The 23353-nt window shown below is 41.4% G+C and carries 11 protein-coding genes, 5 rRNA genes, 3 pseudogenes and 1 other annotated feature; of the genes and pseudogenes, 15 read left to right on the top strand and 4 right to left on the bottom strand.

The window, feature by feature from the left end; genetic code table 11:
* The first annotated feature begins 277 nt into the window (after positions 1–277).
* The 10 genes and pseudogenes from tnpA (VJ09_RS02310) to VJ09_RS02270 all read left to right on the top strand — a co-directional run bounded on the left by tnpA (VJ09_RS02310) (position 278) and on the right by VJ09_RS02270 (position 11142).
* Entirely contained in the window at positions 278–676 is a 399-nt protein-coding gene (gene tnpA, locus VJ09_RS02310) for an IS200/IS605 family transposase (RefSeq protein WP_044640072.1), read from the top strand.
* A gap of 4 nt (positions 677–680) precedes the next feature.
* A pseudogene (locus VJ09_RS02305) lies at positions 681–1536 on the top strand (RNA-guided endonuclease TnpB family protein).
* Between the two features lie 156 nt (positions 1537–1692).
* Positions 1693–1851, top strand: a pseudogene (locus VJ09_RS18670) (GNAT family N-acetyltransferase); the annotation flags it as partial.
* A gap of 274 nt (positions 1852–2125) precedes the next feature.
* A 16S ribosomal RNA gene (locus VJ09_RS02300) occupies positions 2126–3629 on the top strand.
* Between the two features lie 241 nt (positions 3630–3870).
* Positions 3871–4398 (top strand): GNAT family N-acetyltransferase, encoded by a 528-nt coding sequence (locus VJ09_RS02295; protein ID WP_044640071.1) that lies wholly within the window; start codon positions 3871–3873, stop codon positions 4396–4398.
* A 311-nt stretch (positions 4399–4709) separates the two neighbouring features.
* Positions 4710–7242 (top strand): 23S ribosomal RNA (locus VJ09_RS02290).
* 51 nt (positions 7243–7293) lie between these two features.
* Positions 7294–7410 (top strand): 5S ribosomal RNA (gene rrf, locus VJ09_RS02285).
* The 16S, 23S and 5S rRNA genes sit together here, the layout of an rRNA operon.
* A gap of 253 nt (positions 7411–7663) precedes the next feature.
* On the top strand, positions 7664–8254 hold the full coding sequence (locus tag VJ09_RS02280; RefSeq protein ID WP_044640070.1) for a hypothetical protein: 591 nt from the start codon (positions 7664–7666) through the stop codon (positions 8252–8254).
* A gap of 24 nt (positions 8255–8278) precedes the next feature.
* Positions 8279–9157, top strand: coding sequence for a nucleotidyl transferase AbiEii/AbiGii toxin family protein (locus tag VJ09_RS02275; RefSeq protein WP_044640069.1), 879 nt, complete (start codon positions 8279–8281; stop codon positions 9155–9157).
* 481 nt (positions 9158–9638) lie between these two features.
* Positions 9639–11142: ribosomal RNA gene (locus tag VJ09_RS02270) — 16S ribosomal RNA — on the top strand.
* A gap of 260 nt (positions 11143–11402) precedes the next feature.
* Here VJ09_RS02270 and VJ09_RS02265 read toward each other — a convergent pair.
* Positions 11403–11698: pseudogene (locus tag VJ09_RS02265) on the bottom strand (IS3 family transposase); the annotation flags it as partial.
* A gap of 252 nt (positions 11699–11950) precedes the next feature.
* Here VJ09_RS02265 and tnpA (VJ09_RS02260) point away from each other — a divergent pair.
* Both tnpA (VJ09_RS02260) and VJ09_RS02255 read left to right on the top strand, forming a co-directional pair.
* Entirely contained in the window at positions 11951–12406 is a 456-nt protein-coding gene (gene tnpA / locus VJ09_RS02260; protein ID WP_082050359.1) for an IS200/IS605 family transposase, read from the top strand.
* Entirely contained in the window at positions 12372–13490 is a 1119-nt protein-coding gene (locus VJ09_RS02255) for an RNA-guided endonuclease InsQ/TnpB family protein (RefSeq protein WP_044640067.1), read from the top strand. The genes tnpA (VJ09_RS02260) and VJ09_RS02255 overlap by 35 nt, the downstream gene beginning before the upstream one ends.
* A gap of 89 nt (positions 13491–13579) precedes the next feature.
* On the opposite strand, the gene VJ09_RS02250 is transcribed toward VJ09_RS02255, so the two are convergent.
* Entirely contained in the window at positions 13580–14320 is a 741-nt protein-coding gene (locus VJ09_RS02250) for an SDR family NAD(P)-dependent oxidoreductase (RefSeq protein WP_044640066.1), read from the bottom strand.
* A gap of 125 nt (positions 14321–14445) precedes the next feature.
* Here VJ09_RS02250 and VJ09_RS02245 point away from each other — a divergent pair, with 125 nt between their 5' ends.
* A complete protein-coding gene (locus VJ09_RS02245) occupies positions 14446–15291 on the top strand; it encodes a LysR family transcriptional regulator (RefSeq protein WP_044640065.1) in 846 nt (281 codons plus the stop codon).
* Positions 15292–15610: 319 nt separating this feature from the next.
* Here the strand turns inward: VJ09_RS02245 and VJ09_RS02240 are convergent, their stop codons facing one another.
* Positions 15611–17401 carry a M3 family oligoendopeptidase gene (locus VJ09_RS02240; protein WP_044640064.1) on the bottom strand — a complete coding sequence of 597 codons (1791 nt, stop codon included), beginning with the start codon at positions 17399–17401 and terminating at the stop codon, positions 15611–15613.
* A 720-nt stretch (positions 17402–18121) separates the two neighbouring features.
* Positions 18122–18578: a sequence feature (23S ribosomal RNA rRNA prediction is too short), on the top strand.
* Positions 18579–18667: 89 nt separating this feature from the next.
* Here VJ09_RS02240 and rrf (VJ09_RS02235) point away from each other — a divergent pair.
* Positions 18668–18784 (top strand): 5S ribosomal RNA (gene rrf, locus VJ09_RS02235).
* 202 nt (positions 18785–18986) lie between these two features.
* On the opposite strand, the gene VJ09_RS02230 is transcribed toward rrf (VJ09_RS02235), so the two are convergent.
* A complete protein-coding gene (locus VJ09_RS02230; RefSeq protein ID WP_044640063.1) occupies positions 18987–22232 on the bottom strand; it encodes a HEAT repeat domain-containing protein in 3246 nt (1081 codons plus the stop codon).
* 312 nt (positions 22233–22544) lie between these two features.
* On the opposite strand from VJ09_RS02230, the gene VJ09_RS02225 reads away from it, so the two are divergent.
* The gene (locus VJ09_RS02225) at positions 22545–22796 is read left to right on the top strand and encodes a YkuS family protein (RefSeq protein ID WP_044640062.1); all 252 of its coding nucleotides are present in this window, start codon (positions 22545–22547) and stop codon (positions 22794–22796) included.
* Positions 22797–23353: the final 557 nt, after the last annotated feature.

Genomic DNA, 23353 nt, shown 5'->3' with positions numbered 1-23353 from the left:
TGTCCAATAAACTGTAACCTATCCAAAGCAAGAATCATAATGGTAAAGGATATGCCATGGAAACTCTAAGACTAGTTCTAGACCATACATTTACTACTCTTAACTACTCTTAAATTACAGAACTTTGCCGACTGAAAGCCCACGGTTTCAATCGTGGGATGAAAGGCGGCGTTGCTCGGTATCCCCTTTGTAGGGGATGCTTAGAGCAACAATCTTTTATTTTTATTTTTTTGTCCTTTTTGTAGTAGTGTATTAATTAAACTGATAAAATCAGACTATGGAACAAGAATATAGAAGAACTCAAACGACTGTATCTCTCATCAACTATCATTTTGTTTTCTGCTCACGCTACCGAAGAAAGGTACTGGTGAACAAAGTAGAAGAACGATTCAAGCAGTTAGTAAAAGAGATTTGTCAAGAGAATGATTGGATCATCATAGCATTGGAAGTCATGCCTGATCATTGTCAGGTGTTCTTGAACTGTCTCCCCACTGATTCTCCCTCGGATGTTATGGCAAGAGTGAAAGGAGTGACTTCTAGGCGACTGAGACAAGAATTTAAACATTTGTCTCATCTGCAAAGTCTTTGGACACGTTCTTTCTTTGTTAGCACAGCAGGAAATGTATCCAGTGATACCATTAAACGTTATGTGGAAGCACAAAAAACAAGGGGGTGAGTGCATGCCAACGATCACACTGCGTTTAGAGCTACATAATCCAACGGGAGCCAAACAGCAAATGTATCAACGAATGACAGAGATCAATACAGACTTTGGTAATTGGCTCTTGTTGCAACCAGAAGTCAATAAAGCAACAAGTACGATCTTCAAGGAGTTTTCAGATAAACCATTTCCTTCTGCTGTTGTGAATCAAACCATTCGGGAAGTGAAGTCTCAAAAGAAAAATCAGAATGCAAAGGCTTTCCGTAATATATGGTGTTGTTTCAATAATCAAAACTTGAAGCTGGAGAAGAAGAGCGAATTCTACTGATTTAGGTCTGCGTTATTTAGCAGTTGCTAGTATGGGAACAAAATCTCTCTTTTTCAAAGGTTCTCCAGTTGCCTATACTCGTAGAAGATTCTCAGCGAATAGAAGAAAACTAGGCAAGGCTAAGAAGCTACAAGCCATTAAAAAATCCAAAGACAAAGAATCTCGCTGGATGAAAGATCAAAACCACAAGATCAGTCGTCAAATTGTCCACTTTGCTATCGCCAACGGTGTTGGAGTGATTCGCATGGAAGACTTGACGGACATTCGCAATACGGCTAAGTCAAAGAGAAGCGATCCAGGAAGAAATCCTCATTCTTGGTCATTCTATCAGTTTAAAGAATTCATCAAGTACAAAGCGGAGATGGTTGGCATTCGTTTTGAATTAGTGAACCCAAAATACACCAGCCAAACTTGCAAAAATGGACACCAAGCCAAAGCAAACCGAAACGGTCTCCTGTTTCGGTGTAAAGAATGTGGGTACACCTGCCATGCGGATCTCAATGGAGCAATCAATATAGCGAAAGCTATTTCAGGTTTAGCAGCCTAGCGTACTGGTGACAGGTATGCCGCCCATACGGGTACATTCTAACTGTATGGGATGGGGTGATGGCACACCCTTGAACTTGAGCGTTGTCCAAAACGGAAACGGATTGCGGACGCTAACGATTCAAGAATCCCACGGCTTCAGCCGTGTGGAGTGTCAAATAGAATTGAAGTTGGTGTTATGCTACATAACATCGGTTTGATTAGAGTTTTAGAAAAGGCAGGTTTTGAAAAAGAAGGGATTTCTAAGAGTAGTGTTAAAATAAATGGCAAATGGGAAGACCATCAAGTTTTAGCAATAATACATCCGAATGAATAACTTTTTGCAAGTAATCCACTCAAATTTAATAAGGAGTGGATTTTTTCATTTAGATTATAAAATATCATATTTTTTTAGATAACAATCATCAGGAGTTAATATATAGAAGGGAAATAATAAAAATATGTGTTGACGAGTAGATTTGTGTATGATATATTATTTTTTGTCGCCACGAGCGGCACAAACAAAAAAGCAATGATGTTCTTTGAAAACGAAAGAGTGAGATGTATCACATTTAGCCAGATGATTTACTATTGAGCTTTCAAACTCAACTTTATCGGAGAGTTTGATCCTGGCTCAGGACGAACGCTGGCGGCGTGCCTAATACATGCAAGTCGAGCGGGGTTCCTTCGGGAACCTAGCGGCGAACGGGTGAGTAACACGTGGGCAACCTGCCCTCAAGCCTGGGATAACTCCGGGAAACCGGTGCTAATACCAGATAATCATTGCTCTTGCATGAGAGCAATGTAAAAGTTTTTCGCTTGAGGATGGGCCCGCGGTGCATTAGCTTGTTGGTGGGGTAATGGCCTACCAAGGCGACGATGCATAGCCGACCTGAGAGGGTGACCGGCCACACTGGGACTGAGACACGGCCCAGACTCCTACGGGAGGCAGCAGTAGGGAATTTTCCGCAATGGGCGAAAGCCTGACGGAGCAACGCCGCGTGAGTGATGACGGCCTTCGGGTTGTAAAACTCTGTTCTTAGGGAAGAAGTTCTGACGGTACCTAAGGAGAAAGCCCCGGCTAACTACGTGCCAGCAGCCGCGGTAATACGTAGGGGGCAAGCGTTGTCCGGAATTATTGGGCGTAAAGCGCGCGCAGGCGGCGCTTTAAGTTGGGGGTTAAAGGCAATGGCTCAACCATTGTTCGCCTCCAAAACTGGAGCGCTTGAGTGCAGCAGAGGAAAGTGGAATTCCCGGTGTAGCGGTGGAATGCGTAGAGATCGGGAGGAACACCAGTGGCGAAGGCGACTTTCTGGGCTGTAACTGACGCTGAGGCGCGAAAGCGTGGGGAGCAAACAGGATTAGATACCCTGGTAGTCCACGCCGTAAACGATGAGTGCTAGGTGTTGGGGGCTTTCCCGCCCTCAGTGCCGCAGCTAACGCATTAAGCACTCCGCCTGGGGAGTACGGCCGCAAGGCTGAAACTCAAAGGAATTGACGGGGGCCCGCACAAGCGGTGGAGCATGTGGTTTAATTCGAAGCAACGCGAAGAACCTTACCAAGGCTTGACATCCCGTTGACCGGGGTAGAGATACCCCTTCCCTTCGGGGCAACGGTGACAGGTGGTGCATGGTTGTCGTCAGCTCGTGTCGTGAGATGTTGGGTTCAGTCCCGCAACGAGCGCAACCCTTATCGTTAGTTGCCAGCATTTAGTTGGGCACTCTAACGAGACAGCCGGTGAAAGCCGGAGGAAGGTGGGGATGACGTCAAATCATCATGCCCCTTATGTCTTGGGCTACACACGTGCTACAATGGCCAGTACAAAGGGTTGCGAACCCGCGAGGGGGAGCTAATCTCATAAAGCTGGTCTCAGTTCGGATCGTAGGCTGCAACTCGCCTACGTGAAGCTGGAATCGCTAGTAATCGCGGATCAGCATGCCGCGGTGAATCCGTTCCCGGGCCTTGTACACACCGCCCGTCACACCACGAGAGTTTGTCACACCCGAAGTCGGTGAGAGAACCTTACGGACTCAGCCGCCGAAGGTGGGGTAGATGATTGGGGTGAAGTCGTAACAAGGTATCCCTACCGGAAGGTGGGGATGGATCACCTCCTTTCTATGGAGTATCTTTCATGATACAAATTCGAATGTCTTACCCGGCTATGTTACTCTCACCTTTCGTTTTCAGAGAATATGACAACCCTCTGCTATTAGCAGAGGGTTTTTTTATACATACTTTGAATGAAGATTTATAATCTTGGAAAATACACAAAAATAGGATAATAGAAGGATGTATCTCTAAAGCAAAGTCTAAATCTAATGTCCTATTTATGATAAAAAACTAAGGTGGTGATTTTATGATTTTTAGAATTCTTTCAAAGAAAGATATTACAGATTCAGTGATACTGCTAAATCAATATTTATCATTCGGTTTAGCTAAAAAGGAAAGTCTAGAGCGACATATAGGTAATAATTCGGCACTAGTTTGTGAAGTAGATGGAAAAGTAGTGGGATTTGCATTAGCTCTTCAAATAGAAAAAATCGAAGAAGAATTATTAAATCATCATGACATGATATCTAAATTGCCATTTGATAAGGAGTTATCTATTTTCAAGCAAATTGTTGTAGATAAAGGATATAGAAATAAGGGTATTGCTGACAAGTTAGTAAAAAGTATTATATCGAGGCTACAAAACAGGAGGATCTTTGCGTTAGCATGGAAGAAACCAGTTGATTATTGTATTGAAAGAATTCTTGTGAATAATGGATTTAAAGAAATAATGATCAAAGAATTTTTCTGGTATGAAGATAGTCTTTTAAATAACTATGGTTGCCCTTATTGTGGTGGTGCTTGTAAGTGTCCAGCGGTACTTTTTCTAAAATAGATAAGAATCTTGGAAAAATTTACTTAACCAGTTAATTGCTTTATATTTGCTTATTCTTAGGACATAAGATATATTCACATCAGATGTTTGGTGATTTCTATTACCAACAAAATCCATTCGAAAAAAGTATTGCTTTGCCTCCTTGTTCGTGGTATATTATTTCTTGTCGCCGCGAGCGACACCAAATAAAGCGCACCTTGAAAATTAGATACAGAAAGCCAAGTAAGAAAACGTAATAAAGTTTTCCTACGACATCAAATATCGTGGAAGTCTTTTACGTTTTGTTGCAATCACCGAAAAGTAATGACCGAGGTAAAGCTACTAAGGGCACACGGTGGATGCCTTGGCGCCAGGAGCCGATGAAGGACGGGACGAACACCGATATGCTTCGGGGAGCTGTAAGTGAGCTTTGATCCGGAGATTTCCGAATGGGGCAACCCACTTGCTTGAAGAGCAAGTACTGCCACCTGAATCCATAGGGTGGTAAGAGGCAGACCGGGGGAACTGAAACATCTAAGTACCCCGAGGAAGAGAAAGCAAACGCGATTCCCTGAGTAGCGGCGAGCGAAACGGGATTAGCCCAAACCAAACATCTTTGATATTTGGGGTTGTAGGGCGTCTCACTAGGAGTTATCAAGGAAGCAGGTACCAGAAGTGGTTCTGGAAAGCCCCGCCATAGCAGGTAACAGCCCTGTATGGAAAACTTGCTTCCCTCCGAGACGGACCCTGAGTACGGCGGGACACGTGAAACCCCGTCGGAATCCGGGAGGACCACCTCCCAAGGCTAAATACTACCTGGCGACCGATAGTGAACCAGTACCGTGAGGGAAAGGTGAAAAGCACCCCGAGAGGGGAGTGAAATAGATCCTGAAACCGTGTGCTTACAATCAGTCGGAGCGGGCTTGACCCGTGACGGCGTGCCTTTTGTAGAATGAACCGGCGAGTAACGGTTGCGTGCAAGGTTAAGGCGAGAAGCTGGAGCCGCAGCGAAAGCGAGTCTGAATAGGGCGTGCAGTACGTAGTCGTTGACCCGAAACCAAGTGATCTACCCATGGCCAGGATGAAGTTGCGGTAACACGCAATGGAGGTCCGAACCTGTTGATGTTGAAAAATCATAGGATGAGCTGTGGGTAGCGGAGAAATTCCAATCGAACTTGGAGATAGCTGGTTCTCCCCGAAATAGCTTTAGGGCTAGCCTTAGAGTAAGAGTCATGGAGGTAGAGCACTGATTGGGCTAGGGGCCCTTCCCGGGTTACCGAACTCAGTCAAACTCCGAATGCCATCGACTTATCTCTAGGAGTCAGACTGCGAGTGCTAAGATCCGTAGTCAAGAGGGAAACAGCCCAGACCACCAGCTAAGGTCCCTAAATAATGGTTCAGTGGAAAAGGATGTGGAGTTGCTCAGACAACCAGGATGTTGGCTTAGAAGCAGCCACCATTCAAAGAGTGCGTAATAGCTCACTGGTCAAGTGACTCTGCGCCGAAAATGTAACGGGGCTAAACCATTTACCGAAGCTGTGGATGACATTGTCATGGTAGGGGAGCGTTCCTAATGCAGCGAAGCTGCATCGTGAGATGTGGTGGAGCGTTAGGAAGTGAGAATGCCGGTATGAGTAGCGAAAAGAGGGGTGAGAATCCCCTCCACCGTAAGCCTAAGGTTTCCTGAGCAAGGTTCGTCCTCTCAGGGTTAGTCGGGACCTAAGCCGAGGCCGAAAGGCGTAGGCGATGGACAACAGGTTGAGATTCCTGTACCACCAAGATTCGTTTGTACGATGGGGGGACGCAGGAGGATAGAGAATGCGTGCGACTGGAAGTGCACGTCCAAGCAGTTAGGCTGTCTGATAGGCAAATCCGTCAGACATCAAGGCTGAGCTGTGATGGGGAGGGAAATTTATAGTACCGAAGTTCTCAATTCCACACTGCCAAGAAAAGCCTCTAGGAGAGTCTTGGTGCCCGTACCGCAAACCGACACAGGTAGGCGAGGAGAGAATCCTCAGGTGCTCGGGAGAACTCTCGTTAAGGAACTCGGCAAAATGACCCCGTAACTTCGGGAGAAGGGGTGCCCCCTTGTGGGGGCCGCAGTGAAGAGGTCCAGGCGACTGTTTAGCAAAAACACAGGTCTCTGCGAAGCCGTAAGGCGAAGTATAGGGGCTGACGCCTGCCCGGTGCTGGAAGGTTAAGGGGATGTGTTAGCTTAAAGCGAAGCATTGAACTGAAGCCCCAGTAAACGGCGGCCGTAACTATAACGGTCCTAAGGTAGCGAAATTCCTTGTCGGGTAAGTTCCGACCCGCACGAAAGGCGTAACGATCTGGACGCTGTCTCAACGAGAGACCCGGTGAAATTGTACTGCCAGTGAAGATGCTGGCTACCCGCGACAAGACGGAAAGACCCCGTGGAGCTTTACTGCAGCTTGATATTGATCTCGGGTACGACTTGTACAGGATAGGTGGGAGTCGATGATTTGGGGACGCCAGTCTCCAAGGAGACGTCGGTGGGATACCACTCTGGTCGTATCGGAGTTCTAACTCAGAACCGTCATCCGGTTCGAGGACCGTGTCAGGCAGGCAGTTTGACTGGGGCGGTCGCCTCCTAAAATGTAACGGAGGCGCTCCAAGGTTCCCTCAGCGCGGTCGGAAATCGCGCCTATAGAGTGCAAAGGCATAAGGGAGCTTGACTGCGAGACCTACAAGTCGAGCAGGGACGAAAGTCGGACTTAGTGATCCGGTGGTTCCTTGTGGAAGGGCCATCNGGAAGCATGGTAACATGTGTAGCTGACAGATACGAATCGGTCGAGGGCTTTTCCTCACATGTCTTACTTTTCGATTTGCAATACACTTGGCCTTCTGTTCTAATTTTCAGGGTGTGACATATTTCATATGTCTTGACACTGACTGTCTGGTGATAATGGCGGAGGGGTCCCACTCGTTCCCATCCCGAACACGATCGTTAAGCCCTCCAGCGCCGATGGTACTTGGACCGCAGGGTCCTGGGAGAGTAGGTCATTGCCAGGCAAACCAAAAACCACTTAGTTGCTACTTCAGTAGTCTAAGTGGTTTTTTATCATGAACTGAAACTAAAGTTTCAGCTTTTAACCTCATACAATTTCCTGAGCAGGTATGGATCACCATGTGAGAATTATTTATTTTTTGAATTATATTTGATAGAATTTAAAGTGTTTTGAAGCTCAATGTCGTGAGGAAAGTTATTTTACCTATAATTAACTGACTTTTTAAAGTTCAATAGAAGTAATTAAGGAGTGAACCAATGGAGTTTGAATATCACCTTACCGTTCATGATTTAGAACTGCAGGATCAAGAAAAATTTATTAGTGTTTGTGAAGCAGAACAAGTAAAACCGGTTATGATCGTTTTGGATCAAGGAAATTATATCCATCAACCAATGTGTACCGGACTAATCAAATGCGAAAATTTAATCAATGTAGACAAAGAAATCGAAAAAGTTGCAAATAAATTCCGTGATAGCGGATTTGAGGTAATAAGAAAGAAAGTAGAGATTTCTCCAAAGGAAGATAAGTATTTTCATGAGTTACGAGCTAAAAATTCGAAACCATACTTTGAATGGCATGGAAAAATAGAAATAGTAGTTGATGATATACCAAAAGTAAAGAATCTAGTCAAAAACTTAGGGGGACATATCTCCAAAAATTCGTTAAATAAAAATGGAAGAGTGAGATTTATTACGATCAGAGACTATGAAAGCAAGGATAGGTTCTATAAGAGAGCGGAAAAGATTAAATCGATTGTAAAAGAAAATAAGATATCATTTTTGAAAGAAGCATTCGAATTATGTATTTATGATAGCAGAGAAGAACTGGATAGCGGTTGGATTTCATAGAAACGAGAAAAGAGTGATTAAAGAATGAGTGATTTGATTCGAAGACTAGAGACAAATTATCCGTTGAAAGAGCTTGTTGCCTTAGAGGCATTGTTAAGAAGGGCATCATTAGTGAATATGCCCTTTCTCTTAAAAGGTAGTTTGGTGACAAGACAATATTTCTCCGATCCGACAATACGTGATGCTGAAGATATTGACTTTTTGTATTTGAATAAGATTCATAACGTAGATCAAGCGTACAATACATTTACCGATTGGATGATTCAGATCACCGAAATGGATCTTAATGATGGAATAAAGTTTAGAAGTTTCCGCGAAAATTCATTTTGGAGATATATCGATTATGCGATGGCTGAGGATTTTCCAACGGTAAATACAGATATTGAGTATTATTTTACCGATGATGAAAAGGGAATATTAAATGATGAGCTCTGTCTAGATGTTTCTTTCAACCTAGAGATGGACGGCAAACCGGTTCCGTTGGAATATCGCCCGGTGTTGGGAGAAAAATTCAGCGTTCCTTATACCGTACCTCTTTCGATCCAAGTTGCTTGGAAACTGCATCAAACTATTGTGCGTCCCAGATTTAAAGATTTATATGATTTGAAGCATTTACTTTCTCATCCATCATATGATGAACATGCAAGGAAAGAAACATTACAGAACCTTGTAAATGAATGTAGTATGGATCAATCTATTACAAAAGAAGATATCAAAAAAATATTGGTAGACGATTTGCGGAACCTGGATTCTCTCCTTACCAATGATTACAATCTGAGAAAATTTGCTGGTAACGAAAACAAGAAAGATTATTTTATACAATGTGTAACGGATTTGCGTAAAACGATGAACAAGGTTGGTATCAATGAACATGCATTCAATCACCTACCAAACCCAACGTAGGGTAAGCGAGTGATGAATAAAATCGGTTAAAAATCATAAAAATGTATTGTGTAGAGCAGACTTTTATTTTGAGAGTCTGTTTTTGTTTGATTGGTTTTTATTACCAGTTGCAATAAAATCGTCAGCATGGTATATTATTTCTTGTCGCTGCGACAAGGCAGCACAAACAATAAAGCAATGATGTTCTTTGAAAACGAATGAGTGAGATGTATCACATTTAGCCAGATGATTTATTATTGAGCTTTCAAACTCAACTTTATCGGAGAGTTTGATCCTGGCTCAGGACGAACGCTGGCGGCGTGCCTAATACATGCAAGTCGAGCGGGGTTCCTTCGGGAACCTAGCGGCGAACGGGTGAGTAACACGTGGGCAACCTGCCCTCAAGCCTGGGATANAAAAGCAATGATGTTCTTTGAAAACGAAAGAGTGAGATGTATCACATTTAGCCAGATGATTTACTATTGAGCTTTCAAACTCAACTTTATCGGAGAGTTTGATCCTGGCTCAGGACGAACGCTGGCGGCGTGCCTAATACATGCAAGTCGAGCGGGGTTCCTTCGGGAACCTAGCGGCGAACGGGTGAGTAACACGTGGGCAACCTGCCCTCAAGCCTGGGATAACTCCGGGAAACCGGTGCTAATACCAGATAATCATTGCTCTTGCATGAGAGCAATGTAAAAGTTTTTCGCTTGAGGATGGGCCCGCGGTGCATTAGCTTGTTGGTGGGGTAATGGCCTACCAAGGCGACGATGCATAGCCGACCTGAGAGGGTGACCGGCCACACTGGGACTGAGACACGGCCCAGACTCCTACGGGAGGCAGCAGTAGGGAATTTTCCGCAATGGGCGAAAGCCTGACGGAGCAACGCCGCGTGAGTGATGACGGCCTTCGGGTTGTAAAACTCTGTTCTTAGGGAAGAAGTTCTGACGGTACCTAAGGAGAAAGCCCCGGCTAACTACGTGCCAGCAGCCGCGGTAATACGTAGGGGGCAAGCGTTGTCCGGAATTATTGGGCGTAAAGCGCGCGCAGGCGGCGCTTTAAGTTGGGGGTTAAAGGCAATGGCTCAACCATTGTTCGCCTCCAAAACTGGAGCGCTTGAGTGCAGCAGAGGAAAGTGGAATTCCCGGTGTAGCGGTGGAATGCGTAGAGATCGGGAGGAACACCAGTGGCGAAGGCGACTTTCTGGGCTGTAACTGACGCTGAGGCGCGAAAGCGTGGGGAGCAAACAGGATTAGATACCCTGGTAGTCCACGCCGTAAACGATGAGTGCTAGGTGTTGGGGGCTTTCCCGCCCTCAGTGCCGCAGCTAACGCATTAAGCACTCCGCCTGGGGAGTACGGCCGCAAGGCTGAAACTCAAAGGAATTGACGGGGGCCCGCACAAGCGGTGGAGCATGTGGTTTAATTCGAAGCAACGCGAAGAACCTTACCAAGGCTTGACATCCCGTTGACCGGGGTAGAGATACCCCTTCCCTTCGGGGCAACGGTGACAGGTGGTGCATGGTTGTCGTCAGCTCGTGTCGTGAGATGTTGGGTTCAGTCCCGCAACGAGCGCAACCCTTATCGTTAGTTGCCAGCATTTAGTTGGGCACTCTAACGAGACAGCCGGTGAAAGCCGGAGGAAGGTGGGGATGACGTCAAATCATCATGCCCCTTATGTCTTGGGCTACACACGTGCTACAATGGCCAGTACAAAGGGTTGCGAACCCGCGAGGGGGAGCTAATCTCATAAAGCTGGTCTCAGTTCGGATCGTAGGCTGCAACTCGCCTACGTGAAGCTGGAATCGCTAGTAATCGCGGATCAGCATGCCGCGGTGAATCCGTTCCCGGGCCTTGTACACACCGCCCGTCACACCACGAGAGTTTGTCACACCCGAAGTCGGTGAGAGAACCTTACGGACTCAGCCGCCGAAGGTGGGGCAGATGATTGGGGTGAAGTCGTAACAAGGTATCCCTACCGGAAGGTGGGGATGGATCACCTCCTTTCTATGGAGTATCTTTCATGATACAAATTCGAATGTCTTACCCGGCTATGTTACTCTCACCTTTCGTTTTCAGAGAATATGATGCATCCCTCTGCTATTAGCAGAGGGGTTTTTTAATTATGTCTAACCTAAGATTGGGATTCAGATGGAACGATTTAAGAAGCTGGAAAAGAAAAGTTAATTAGAGCAGTTTTTACTAAGTGGTTTACAAATGATTAGTGTTGGACTTAGGTCAATATCTTGGACACAAAAAAGTTAAGTCTATGCTATATTTCTAAGATTATCTTCTACTGTTTGTGGAGTTTCAAACTCCCTTGTATGCGTTTTCGGTTATACCCTTCAATAAATTCAAAAAGGGCAGCCCTTGCTTTTTCGTAGTTTTGGTAATGTTGATGATGGACTTCTTCTTTCTTTAAGATAGCGTGAAATGATTCGACACATGCATTGTCATATGGACATGCTTTTTTACTAAAGGATTGGATCATGTCATAACGTTGGGTTTGTTCTGCGAAAGCAGAACTCTTGTATTGAGTGCCTAAATCAGTATGCAAGATGAGTCATACTCCATAAACCTTTAAATGGGGATCGAGCAAAACGTAGATTTTAAAAGCAAAAAAATGGGTTAATTTTAAGATTTGCGAACGGGAATTCTCCCCATTTCAATGGGGTAGATGAAAGGGAGCATTGCTCGGTATCCCCCTTGTGGGGATGCTTAGAGCAATTTATTTTTTGCACTTTCCTCCTACTACATGTAATATAATTATCCTTATATGTTACTATATTTACCCTATTTTTGTCATACTATATGTATGAGTAAAAACACTGTAAAACACGCTAGGACTTGCGTGTATAATGTCAACTACCACATGGTATGGTCGGTGAAGTATCGTAGAGCCGTACTGGATCAAGAGATTGAAACGTATCTAAAAGTTATTTTTCAAGAGATTGCGGAGGAGAAAGGGTTTGAAGTAGCTATGATGGAGGTGGGAGAGCAAGACCACGTCCATGTCTTTGCTTCTGCTCATCCTAAAGTAGCTCCATCATACATTGTGAAAATGTTGAAAGGTATTTCCGCTAGGAAGTTATTTCTAAAGTTCCCGAGGCTAAGAAATAAGTTATGGGATGGTCATCTTTGGAATAGCAGCTTCTACATGGAAACCATTGGCTCTATTTCGGAAGAAACGATTCGTAAGTACATGGAAAATCAGAAAAAGAAAGGGGGAAAATCAAATGATGAAGTCGTACAAATTCAAGATAGAACCTAATCGGGTACAAATGGAACGAATCGAAACTACCTTGAATTTGTGTCGCTGGCTATACAATACAGCTTTGGAACAACGAAAGTTTTCTTATGAAAAACGTGGTATTTCCGTTAACTACAACATGCAACAGAATGAATTACCACGACTAAAGAAAGAGTTTCCAGAGTTCAAACAGGTACAATCGCAAGTGTTACAGGACATTCTACGTCGTTTAGATAAAGCATTTAAAGGGTTTTTTCGTAGAATCAAAGCGGGAGAGAAAGCAGGATACCCACGCTTTCAAGGTAAAAACCGTTATGATAGCTTCACATACCCACAAAGTGGGTTTTCTCTTGATGGGAAATATCTGAAACTGTCTAAGATCGGTAATGTTCGCATCAAATGCCACAGACAAGTAGAAGGAAAGATCAAGACCTGTACCATCATCCGAAAAAACGGAAAGTACTATGCTTGTTTTTCCTGTGAAATCGAAACCATAACACACTCGACAGGGAAACAAGTCGGTGTTGATCTTGGTGTTAGACATCTTGCTATTACATCTGATGGCGAATTTTTCGAACACCCTAAGTATTTTAGAAAGTCAGAACGCAAACTAAAACGACTTCAGCGCATAGTATCTAAACGTAAGAAAGGTTCCAATCGTCGTAGAAAGGCTGTAGCTTTGCTTGCAAAGCTACATGAGTACATAGCAAATCAAAGAAAAGACATTGCCCATAAAATTAGTAGGTATCTAGTAGATCGCTATGATCTAATTGCCTTTGAAGATCTGAATATCAAAGGAATGGTCTTGAATCACAAATTAGCCAAAAGTATTGTGGATGCTGGATGGAATCAACTTGTACAGTTCACTTCCTACAAAGCAGAATATGCTGGTAAGCAAGTAATACAAGTGGACCCATACAACACGTCTCAGGCTTGCTCAAAATGTGGTCAGATCGTAAAAAAAGAACGAAAAGATAGAGTCCATAGTTGCTCTTGCGGTTATACAGAAGATAGAGATGTAAATGCGGCAAGAAACATACTACATAAAGCAGTTGGACATGTTCCAACGCTAAAATGCGGACAGTTAGAACTAAACCTAATATAGGCATGGAACGTGCCTTCGTGGAGAATGCGACGTTGGTCGATTCAATGAATCGAGAAGCTCGCCATTTCAATGGCGATGTAGTTCACACTTCAAAGTGTTTGACCATTATCAATTGTAAAAACTTGGCCTGTGACAGATTCTTGAGTCAATTGAAAAAGAATCGCCTCTGCAATATCATCTGGTGTTGAAATTCTCTTAAGTGGTAAGTTGCCAGCAAGTTGATACATCTTTTCTTCATTACCTGACCACCACCTTGTATCAACTGCACCTGGGGATATACTATTCACTCTGATATAAGGTGCTAATGCGATAGCTAACGACCTTGTCATGGTGTGAATTGCTGATTTTGTTGCTGCATACGGGATGGATGAACCTATTCCGGTCATTCCTGCCACGCTGCCCATATTAACAATCACCCCCGATTGTTGCTTCTTCATATAAGGGACAACAGCTTTTATGCAATGAAACATTCCTTTCACATTTACATTGAAAACGGAATCCCACACTTCATCTGTTACGTTATCTAAGTCACCCATAGCTATTTGAGCTGTAATGCTCGCATTGTTTACTAAACCATCCACTGTCCCAAATGATGTAACTGTTTGGGAGATCATATCGTTCACTTCTTTTTCAATCGCAACATTTGCTTTAAATGCGAAAGCTGAGCCTCCTGTCTGTGTAATCTTATTCACAACTTCTATAGCGTCTTGTTTTGATCGGCTATAGTTAATAACAACTTTTGCACCTGCATTTGCTAATTTCAAAGCCGTTGCTTTTCCAACACCAGTGGCACCACCAGTTACAATGACTACTTTATCTGTTAATTTCATTTTAAATCATCCTTGTTATATTTGATTCAATATATGTTCAATTATACTTTTATGTATATGAAGGGTATAATACTGATTAATGAGGAAGATATCATTTTAAATGATACCAGCGGAGGAATGAATTCTTGGAAAGTCATGATTTGCGAATTTTTAAACACGTTGCAGAACTGAAATCAATTTCTAAAGCTGCTGAAAAATTGGGCTATGTACAACCTAATGTCAGTCAACGAATAAAGGTTTTGGAAGATGAACTAGGTGTCAGATTATTTATGCGTAATAATAGAGGGGTAACATTGACCAAGGAGGGAAACATTTTATTAGAGTATACAAATCAAATTATATCTTTAATGGACAAAGCCAAATCAAAAATTAACCCTGAAAAGTGGAGGGAATCTTTTGTAATTGGGGCACCCCAAACAATTTCTGCAGTTAAGATACCTCAGCTATTGTCTACTTTTTTGACAAAAAATAAAAATATTGATGTAAAAGTAAGGACAAGTAATAAACAAAAGTTACAAGAAATGCTTTCCTATGGAGAACTTGATGGTGTTTTTATAAGTGGTATGTATAATTACTCACAGTTCGAAACCGTTTATAGTTATTTTGAAAAAGTCATGCTGATTTCACCTAAGCATAATCAGTTAGAAGAGCACCATGATCAAACTTTACTTATTAATAGTGACTCAGATTGTATTTATAGAAATATACTGTTAGAATTCGCTAGCAAAAGTAATTTTAAACATCCAACTATTATGGAATTTGATTCGCTCGAATCTATTGTACAAGGTGTTAATGATGGACTTGGTATCAGTATAATACCGGCGGATGTTGCAAATAGTCGAAAAGGAATAATACAAACAGTTCAATTTCAGGAACTGTCTGAAACAATCAAGATAGATTTTGTAATAAAACACAGAAAACAGCAACCACAAAGTCTAAATAAATTTATTCGTTATTTACAGAGTTTATAATTTGTATTAATTGAACACTTTCTCTCCTGAGGAAAGGATATCCTCAGTATGCGATGATACAACCATTTTCCAATTGGGAAGAGCATTTAACACAAGACTACTAAAATTAGTCGTAGAGTATAAGCTTCGAAGACAAACGGAAATACAAAAGTGAGCTTGTACGCTTTATCGCAATTTATAGATGAGATCCATCCATAAGCTTAAACTCACTATTTCCATGTGAGTATAGTCACTATTTTTGAACTACATATTTTAATTGATTTATTAAAAAAACCAAGCCAGCTCTCTAGATAGACCGGCCTGGTTATATTTCAGTTGATTACTCAGTTAAATTCAAAAACTCTTGTACATCTACTAAAGCGAGATCAACCGCACTTTGCCAAAAATCTGGATGTGTTAGATCTACTCCCAGGTGTTTTTGGGCGAGATCTTCGACTGTCATACTGGCTGTATCACGAAGAAGGGCGATATATTTATCTTCAAAAGAAGTGCCTTCTTCTAGTGCACGAGCGTAAACTCCACAACTAAACAAATAACCGAACGTATATGGGTAGTTGTAGAATGGAACTTCTGTAATATAGAAATGTAATTTGGATGCCCAGAAGTACGGTTCATAAGAACCAAGAGCGTCACGATACGCTTGTTTTTGGGATTTCAGTGTGAGTTCTTTTAGCTCTTCTACACTAAGTGCACCTTGTTTTCTTCTTTCATAAAACTCTGTTTCAAATAGGAAACGCGCATGAATGTTCATCAAAAAGGCTACGGCACTCTGAGCGTTATTATCAAGAAGCGCAATTTTTTCTTCTTTACTTTCTGCTTGTTGAACTGCAGCATCTGCTACGATCTTTTCAGCAAAAGTAGAAGCCGTTTCTGCTACGTTCATAGCATAATTTTTCGCCAATTCGGGCATGTCGTTCATGACATAACTGTGGTAAGCATGACCTAGTTCATGTGCCAGAGTGGAGGCATTGTCCATTGTATCAGAGTAGGTCATAAAGATACGAGATTGTTCACTGACTGAGAATCCAGTACAAAAACCACCAGGTCGTTTTCCTTGACGATCTTCTGCTTCGATCCAACGTTCTTCAAACGCCTTCACTGCAAAATCAGCCATTTTAGGGCTAAAACGTCTAAATTGCTCTACAATCATGTCCGCTGCTTCGTCGTAACTGATCTTCATTCCATCTTTTCCAACTGGGGCAGAAAGGTCATACCAGTCTAACTTTGGCACATGTAGTAATTTGGCTTTTCGATTGAGATACTGAATTAATAAGTCCTTGTTTTGGTCAATGACTTGCCACATCGTCTGGAGGGTCTCTTCTGACATTCTATTAATATCTAACGGTTCTTTTAATACAGACTCCCAACCGCGATGTCTATATAAATTCAAGCGAAACCCACCTAAATGATTTAAGGTATGGGCGAAAAAATCAGATTCTTTTTCCCAAGCTTCTAACCATTTTTCATAGATCTCTTTACGAACAGAACGATCTTCATTGCTAAAAAGATTATATGCTTGCCCAACAGAGAGTTGTTGGATTTGGCCGTTTTTTTCCATTGGAATAGAGATCCGACCAACTACTTTGCTGTATAACTCAGACCAAGCATGATAACCGCTCGTAGCTAAATCATTGGCTAGAACTTCTTGTTCAGGAGACATTTTCTCCAAAGCATTTTGTCTACGTTCATTTAAAGGGAAAGCAATGGATTTGCATGAGTCTAATTCGAGAAATTGTTCCCATGTTGTTTGAGGAATTTCTAAAAATAAACGATCTAAATCAATTAGTGCTGCTTGATAATTAGCAAAATACTCCGTAACTTGACCAAATAATAGTTGAGCCTTTTCATCTTTGGTATTTTGAGCAGTTAAACATTCAACAAAAGCCATAGATTCAACCAAACTAGCTTCTATTTTTTGCATTACATCAATTGTTTGTACCAATGAATTGGTATCTTCTACACTCATCGGAGCTTGTAATTCTTTTATTTGTTTTTGGAAATGGGCAATGTTTTCCTTGCATCGTTGTAAGAAGTCAGCGAATTCAGAAGAAGAACTGCCACCTGGGAAAATGGAATCTAGATCCCATGTTTGGCTTACTGGTTTTTTCATCTCGATACTCCCTCTACATTAGTAATAGTTCTCTTTTTAGTAAGTCTCTTTTAAAGATGAAGAAGAGTCGGTTTTTTGATCACAACACTAATAATATCATAGTTGATGAAGTTCATGAGAATGACAAAATGCTGATTTTGGTTATAGTCCGTATCGTTCCACTATTTGCTACTGTTAAGCAAGTGTTTAACTTCGAGTGCTATTGTGGAAATTGATTTTGGAAAGATAGGGAGACCAGTATGAATTTTTTTTAATTGAAAAACTGCGCTTCTTAGCTCGATTTTCTTCCTTCCGATTATAGCCAATATCGTATTGCTTAACTTGTTCTACGAGTCACCAATTTATTTACTCATATGGAGCCTTAGTGTTGGTAAGGCTGTCCTTTTTTGCATGGTCATTTAGAACATATAATGAACGATAACAATACTTCTTAGTCCCATAATAAAGGTTAGCTTAGAGTTTTAGATTAGATGTAGGATATTTTATAAAAAAGTGTTGACCTTCTTATTTCAGCGTGATATATTATTTCTTGTCGCCGCGAGCGACACTAAATATAGCGCACCTTGAAAATTAGATACAGAAAGCCAAGTAAGAAAACGTAATAAAGTTTTCCTACGACATCAAATATCGTGGAAGTCTTATACGTTTTGTTGCAATCACCGAAAAGTAATGACCGAGGTAAAGCTACTAAGGGCACACGGTGGATGCCTTGGCGCCAGGAGCCGATGAAGGACGGGACGAACACCGATATGCTTCGGGGAGCTGTAAGTGAGCTTTGATCCGGAGATTTCCGAATGGGGCAACCCACTTGCTTGAAGAGCAAGTACTGCCACCTGAATCCATAGGGTGGTAAGAGGCAGACCGGGGGAACTGAAACATCTAAGTACCCCGAGGAAGAGAAAGCAAACGCGATTCCCTGAGTAGCGGCGAGCGAAACGGGATTAGCCCAAACCAAATATCTTTGATATTTGGGGTTGTAGGGCGTCTCACTAGGAGTTATCAAGGAAGCAGGTACCAGAAGTGGTTCTGGAAAGACCCGCCATAGCAGGTAACAGCCCTGTATGGAAAACTTGCTTCCCTCCGAGACGGACCCTGAGTACGGCGGGACACGTGAAACCCCNGGAAGCATGGTAACATGTGTAGCTGACAGATACGAATCGGTCGAGGGCTTTTCCTCACATGTCTTACTTTTCGATTTGCAACATACTTGGCCTTCTGTTCTAATTTTCAGGGTGTGACATATTTCATATGTCTTGACACTGACTGTCTGGTGATAATGGCGGAGGGGTTCCACTCGTTCCCATCCCGAACACGATCGTTAAGCCCTCTAGCGCCGATGGTACTTGGACCGCAGGGTCCTGGGAGAGTAGGTCATTGCCAGGCAAACCAAAAACCACTTAGTTGCTACTTCGGTAGCCTAAGTGGTTTTTTTGTTGTGATTGATATTCAAGTTTAAAGTTGTATTCTTTTATATGTTAAGATAAGAGTTTGCATATTATGAATTTTATTTAAAAAAACAAAAACTCTCCATCGTGATCATGATAAGAGAGTTTTAGCGTAAAAATGGTACTTAAATAGTTGATATCTATACATCAGTCTTGATAAATTGAGCAGCAGCTGCTACCAAAATAGATGGATCTTGACGGTACTCTTTTAATCTTTCTATATAACATTCTTGCCAACTGTTTTGTTTTGCTTGAGAAATGAGAGTCGCTAAGCCTAATCTGCGTAAAAATTCATGTGAGCTAGAGCTTAATGTTTGCTCCAATTCCTCTATTCCCTTTATGTTCCGTATGGAAGTGATGTTTTCCAATGTATGAACTGCCACCATCAATGCTTCGGCTGTGAGTTGCTCTTCACCTACCATTTGTTCTAGATATTCCATTAATTCTGACCAAGGTAGTATTTGAATAGCAAGTGGCAAACGAAATAAGATGGTATGTGGATCAACTTTTAACACATGGAGGACATTTCGTGCAATTTCTTCTAACTCCTTGCGTTGTACTCCTCTGTTCCATGATCTTCCTGTATATTCGAATAAAGTGTCTAGAGCTGTTTTTAGTACATGACGTTTTGGAAGAATGTTAGTAAAAACATGCTCCATCGTGGTAGATGGTGATTCTTTATAAATATGATAAATTGCTTTAGCTGCTAATTTTGCCTCTGTCGAGTTAGTAGATTGTAAGCAGTCAAGAAGAGAAGGGAGAAACTCTTGGTTAGGATCATTCACTTGGTTCATATTAGCAAGAAAAATATATGCATTTAATGCACTAATTCGCACGTTTACTTCGCTGTGCCGTAATATTTGATTTAAGAGGCTCAAAAATTGAACTCGATGATCAGATGACATATAACTAATTGGCATTCGGGTAATGGATCGGGCAATATATGGATCGTTAGAAAAGGCATCCTGCTCATAAATTTTCCAGCTGTCTTCCTTCTCTAGATAATTCCATAGAGCATGATGTAAAGAAATACGTACATCACGATGAAGTTCTTTTTCAGCAATTTTCGATAGTTCTTGAAACGCCAATTCATCCTTTAAGTCTCCTAATAAACGAACCACTTCTTTATATACAGTTATTTTGCTAGTAGGTACTTCCAATAATTTCAATATTGCTTGTTGTACTGGCATATTGAGCAGCGAACGACGAAGTGCATAGATTGCTACCCTTGCTCGGCTATCTTGCAATGCTTCCAGTAAGGTAGAAATCCCTTCTCCTTGATCTAATCTCCCAAGTGCTTGGATAGCCCAATCACGAATCATTTCTCTAGGATCATTCGCTAGTTTCATCAAAATGGACGAATTGGTAGATGGTATAGCAGAAAGCAATCGAATAGCAGTTCGTACTGTTGGAAGTTCCCGTTTAGGATCATCAATTAATTGGGTTAATTGATGTGTATATAATGTTTGTTGAGTTTTCGTCCAACGTTGGAAACCGTGGTGAAATGGTAAGACAGAATACGTTTTCCCACTGCTAAAACGACCTAAAAATGTTTTCGGTTTTAAGTAATTAGTAAGTAGATCTTGTCGCTTTATATGCAGATACTTGTACATGATAGGTTTGGTGATCCAACTAGGATCTTTTTGAAGTAACTTTGGGATCAAAACTTGGAAACGATCCGGGCGATAGTCTCGGAGTAACTGAAGTGAAGTGCTAATCTCCCAATCAGATGTTGGATGATAAAGCCCCTTTACTAGTAAATCGACAAGCTCATCAAACACTGTTAAATGTTTTCCGATACTTCGCGCAAAATCGATCAATTGTGCGTAATGTTCGCGTTTTTGCCACGTCTTCAGAATAGGTAGGATTATAGGTTTTAATTCTGTTATTTGACTTGGAGTGAAGCGTTGATCTAGCCCAGAAAGGTAAGTTGTTCCTCTATCATTTAATAATTGTGCGATCCAATCAAAAGCCCACTTTGGATGAAAGGGGGCAAATCGAACAAAGAGATATTGGATATTACGAGAAGTAGCATGGGAGAGATCTTTTGCATCCAAAGCGGATTGTAAAATAATATCTAGCTCATCTAGATGAGAAGACTTCCAAATGCTAGGTGGCAGTTCGGATAAAGATCGAAACATACTTTCTTTAATTGGATCAGGTTCATAACGTTTCCCTTGCAAGATAGTCAGGACTTCAGAAAGATGATCTCGATGAAACCGGACAGTGGTAATCAATTTGGAAAGAGCATGAGTGCGTAATGTTTCGTCTGGACTGTTTAGGTATGGTTTGATAATAGTTACGGCTTCATCCCAAGGTAAAAATTCTGTATACGAAATCTTTAACATAGCGGATTCGTTTGAGGTAACAAAAGGTAAAGATAGATGTCGACGAGCTTCTTGTTCTCTTAGCGTTTTAGGTAAAAGAGTAATGATGCCAGTATCAACCAACCCATGTTGGTCGCGCCATTGGTATTGGTAGAAATGAAATACTTGGTCACGAAGATCTGGTTTTAACCGTTGTAACCATTGAGATGATTTTTGCAATGTTAAGGGATGTTGGTGGATTAAAGCGAGTAGTCTACCCTCGTCTAATTTATGAGCAATGGAAGTCAATGGAGTGTCGATTTCTTCATCTATTTCCAGTAGTAGATCTACTATTTGATGGGGAAAGCGCTCTGCTATTTGTTGGAGTGGTAAGTTTGTTATAGAACAATATTTGCTTATTAGCTTGATGAGTGAGAAAGAAGTTTCTGGATTTCGTTGGACTAGAGTAGGCAATATTATATTGATTTTCGATAGCCACTGATTTTCGAATTTCGTTTTTTGCTCTATCCAGTTATACAAAAAGGTTGTCGTTTCCTTAGGATATCTATTTGCAATGGGAATCCAAAGATACACTCCTCCAAGATCCATCAGTAAATCGATATGTTGCTCAATGAATGAAGGCGAACCATAGGAAAGATAGGCGATAAGATCAGGATGATTGTTTTGTGCTAGTTGTTGTAAATAAGCATCAATGGCAGAATAACGTTTGCGCTTGGATAATCCATGTAATAATTTTTTTCTTATAGAAGGAGAGACTTGGTTCAACAATGTCAAGATCTGCTCATCATCACAAATAAAGGATGCTAATTTACAAGCCTTAGAGCGGATAAATTGAGAAGGATCTAGAGTAGCTTGAAAAATATGGTTTTTGTCGTGACTACCGTAACAGGATATAAGTGCTAGATGACGTTGATAGAAATCACCTTGCTCTAATATCGAAATCATATTTTGTGCATTGGAGTCTTGTCCATTTTTTATTTGTCTTCCTAAGTCGACCATAATTTGCACGCGGTGGGAGTAACGCTTTGTCTCTAATTGACTTAACAACTTACTTATCATGATTATAAGAGCCTCCAACATGGAAAGAGTGTGAATATAAATATGAATCAATTATATTTTATACTTTTGAGTTTACTATGGGGAAGTATATTCATAATATTCCAAGGTTTCTACATCGCTGTAACTTCATAAAAAACAATCCCTATTGTATTAATTGAATCGTATAAGGAAGGAAAAAGAAGGGTTTTAGTATATTAAAATTTTCGTATTTCATTCGTTTATGAACGTTAGATAGCTGATTATTTTCATATAAGTAACAACTGAATAGAGAAAAGACTTCTGAATCAAACTAAGAAAAAGGAGGTACATATTATGCCACGTGTAGCAGTAGAAGCAAATCTTTCAACCTTTCAAAACTACTTAAGTCAACAAGGATATCAAGTAGATTCCTTAGATGCTTCGAATATGAACCAAGGAGCACAAAGTAACTATACCGCCATCGTAATTTCAGGTATGGATCAAAACTTGATGGGGATTGAAAATATAGTACAAAATTGTCCTGTCATAAACGCCGATGGGTTAACTCCAGAAGAAGTTTATCAGCGTCTTCAAAATCTTTCCTAATCTAAAATAGCTATTTAAAGCGCCTAAGTTGGCGCTTTTTCATTTTAGTATCTAAATTTATTTATCATTTCAACATGGGGAACCATCTTGTCTCTCAAACTATTTTAAGAGGTAAATTAGTTTATCGATATTTACAGATTTTTGCCGTTTTTCATCCCACGATACTCAGAACAAGTTGGTTTTCTCTTCCCTGATGAGCATGTAAGGTGCACATGTAGATCCACCAACTAGTATTTCCACGATTTTTATTAATCCTTACTGATCATGTTAAAAATCATCTGACCTTTGATAAGTATGTACCATTTTTTAGTTTACTAGAAATACCTTGTTGCATAATTAGCCCTAAGCCAGAGGTTTTCTCCTTTTGAGATGTGACTATGAGCGATAGGGAGCCGGAGCAGATCAAAAGCGGGAAAACCGGCGTCGTGTCTACGTTTAACTGAGATTAATGCAACAAGCTATAGAAAGTAATATATTTTCTAATAATTGGTCTAAGTCGAGAAAGAGTAATTTCTTGCTATTCAACTGAAAAAACCTACTTAGGTGTTACAGGCCGC

Source organism: Risungbinella massiliensis (genome assembly GCF_000942395.1).
In the GTDB taxonomy this organism is placed as follows: domain Bacteria; phylum Bacillota; class Bacilli; order Thermoactinomycetales; family Thermoactinomycetaceae; genus Risungbinella; species Risungbinella massiliensis.
Note: the sequence above shows the minus strand (reverse complement) of the source record. Positions and strands in the feature narration are given on the sequence as shown.

Bases quoted from the DNA above. Each gene is read 5' to 3' on its own strand.
- VJ09_RS02240 (WP_044640064.1), bottom strand. From the start codon at position 17,401: ATGAAAAAACCAGTAAGCCAAACATGGGATCTAGATTCCATTTTCCCA.
- VJ09_RS02255 (WP_044640067.1), top strand. From the start codon at position 12,372: ATGATGAAGTCGTACAAATTCAAGATAGAACCTAATCGGGTACAAATG.
- VJ09_RS02275 (WP_044640069.1), top strand. From the start codon at position 8,279: ATGAGTGATTTGATTCGAAGACTAGAGACAAATTATCCGTTGAAAGAG.
- VJ09_RS02230 (WP_044640063.1), bottom strand. From the start codon at position 22,232: ATGATAAGTAAGTTGTTAAGTCAATTAGAGACAAAGCGTTACTCCCAC.
- tnpA (WP_082050359.1), top strand. From the start codon at position 11,951: ATGAGTAAAAACACTGTAAAACACGCTAGGACTTGCGTGTATAATGTC.
- VJ09_RS02280 (WP_044640070.1), top strand. From the start codon at position 7,664: ATGGAGTTTGAATATCACCTTACCGTTCATGATTTAGAACTGCAGGAT.
- VJ09_RS02225 (WP_044640062.1), top strand. From the start codon at position 22,545: ATGCCACGTGTAGCAGTAGAAGCAAATCTTTCAACCTTTCAAAACTAC.
- tnpA (WP_044640072.1), top strand. From the start codon at position 278: ATGGAACAAGAATATAGAAGAACTCAAACGACTGTATCTCTCATCAAC.
- VJ09_RS02295 (WP_044640071.1), top strand. From the start codon at position 3,871: ATGATTTTTAGAATTCTTTCAAAGAAAGATATTACAGATTCAGTGATA.
- VJ09_RS02250 (WP_044640066.1), bottom strand. From the start codon at position 14,320: ATGAAATTAACAGATAAAGTAGTCATTGTAACTGGTGGTGCCACTGGT.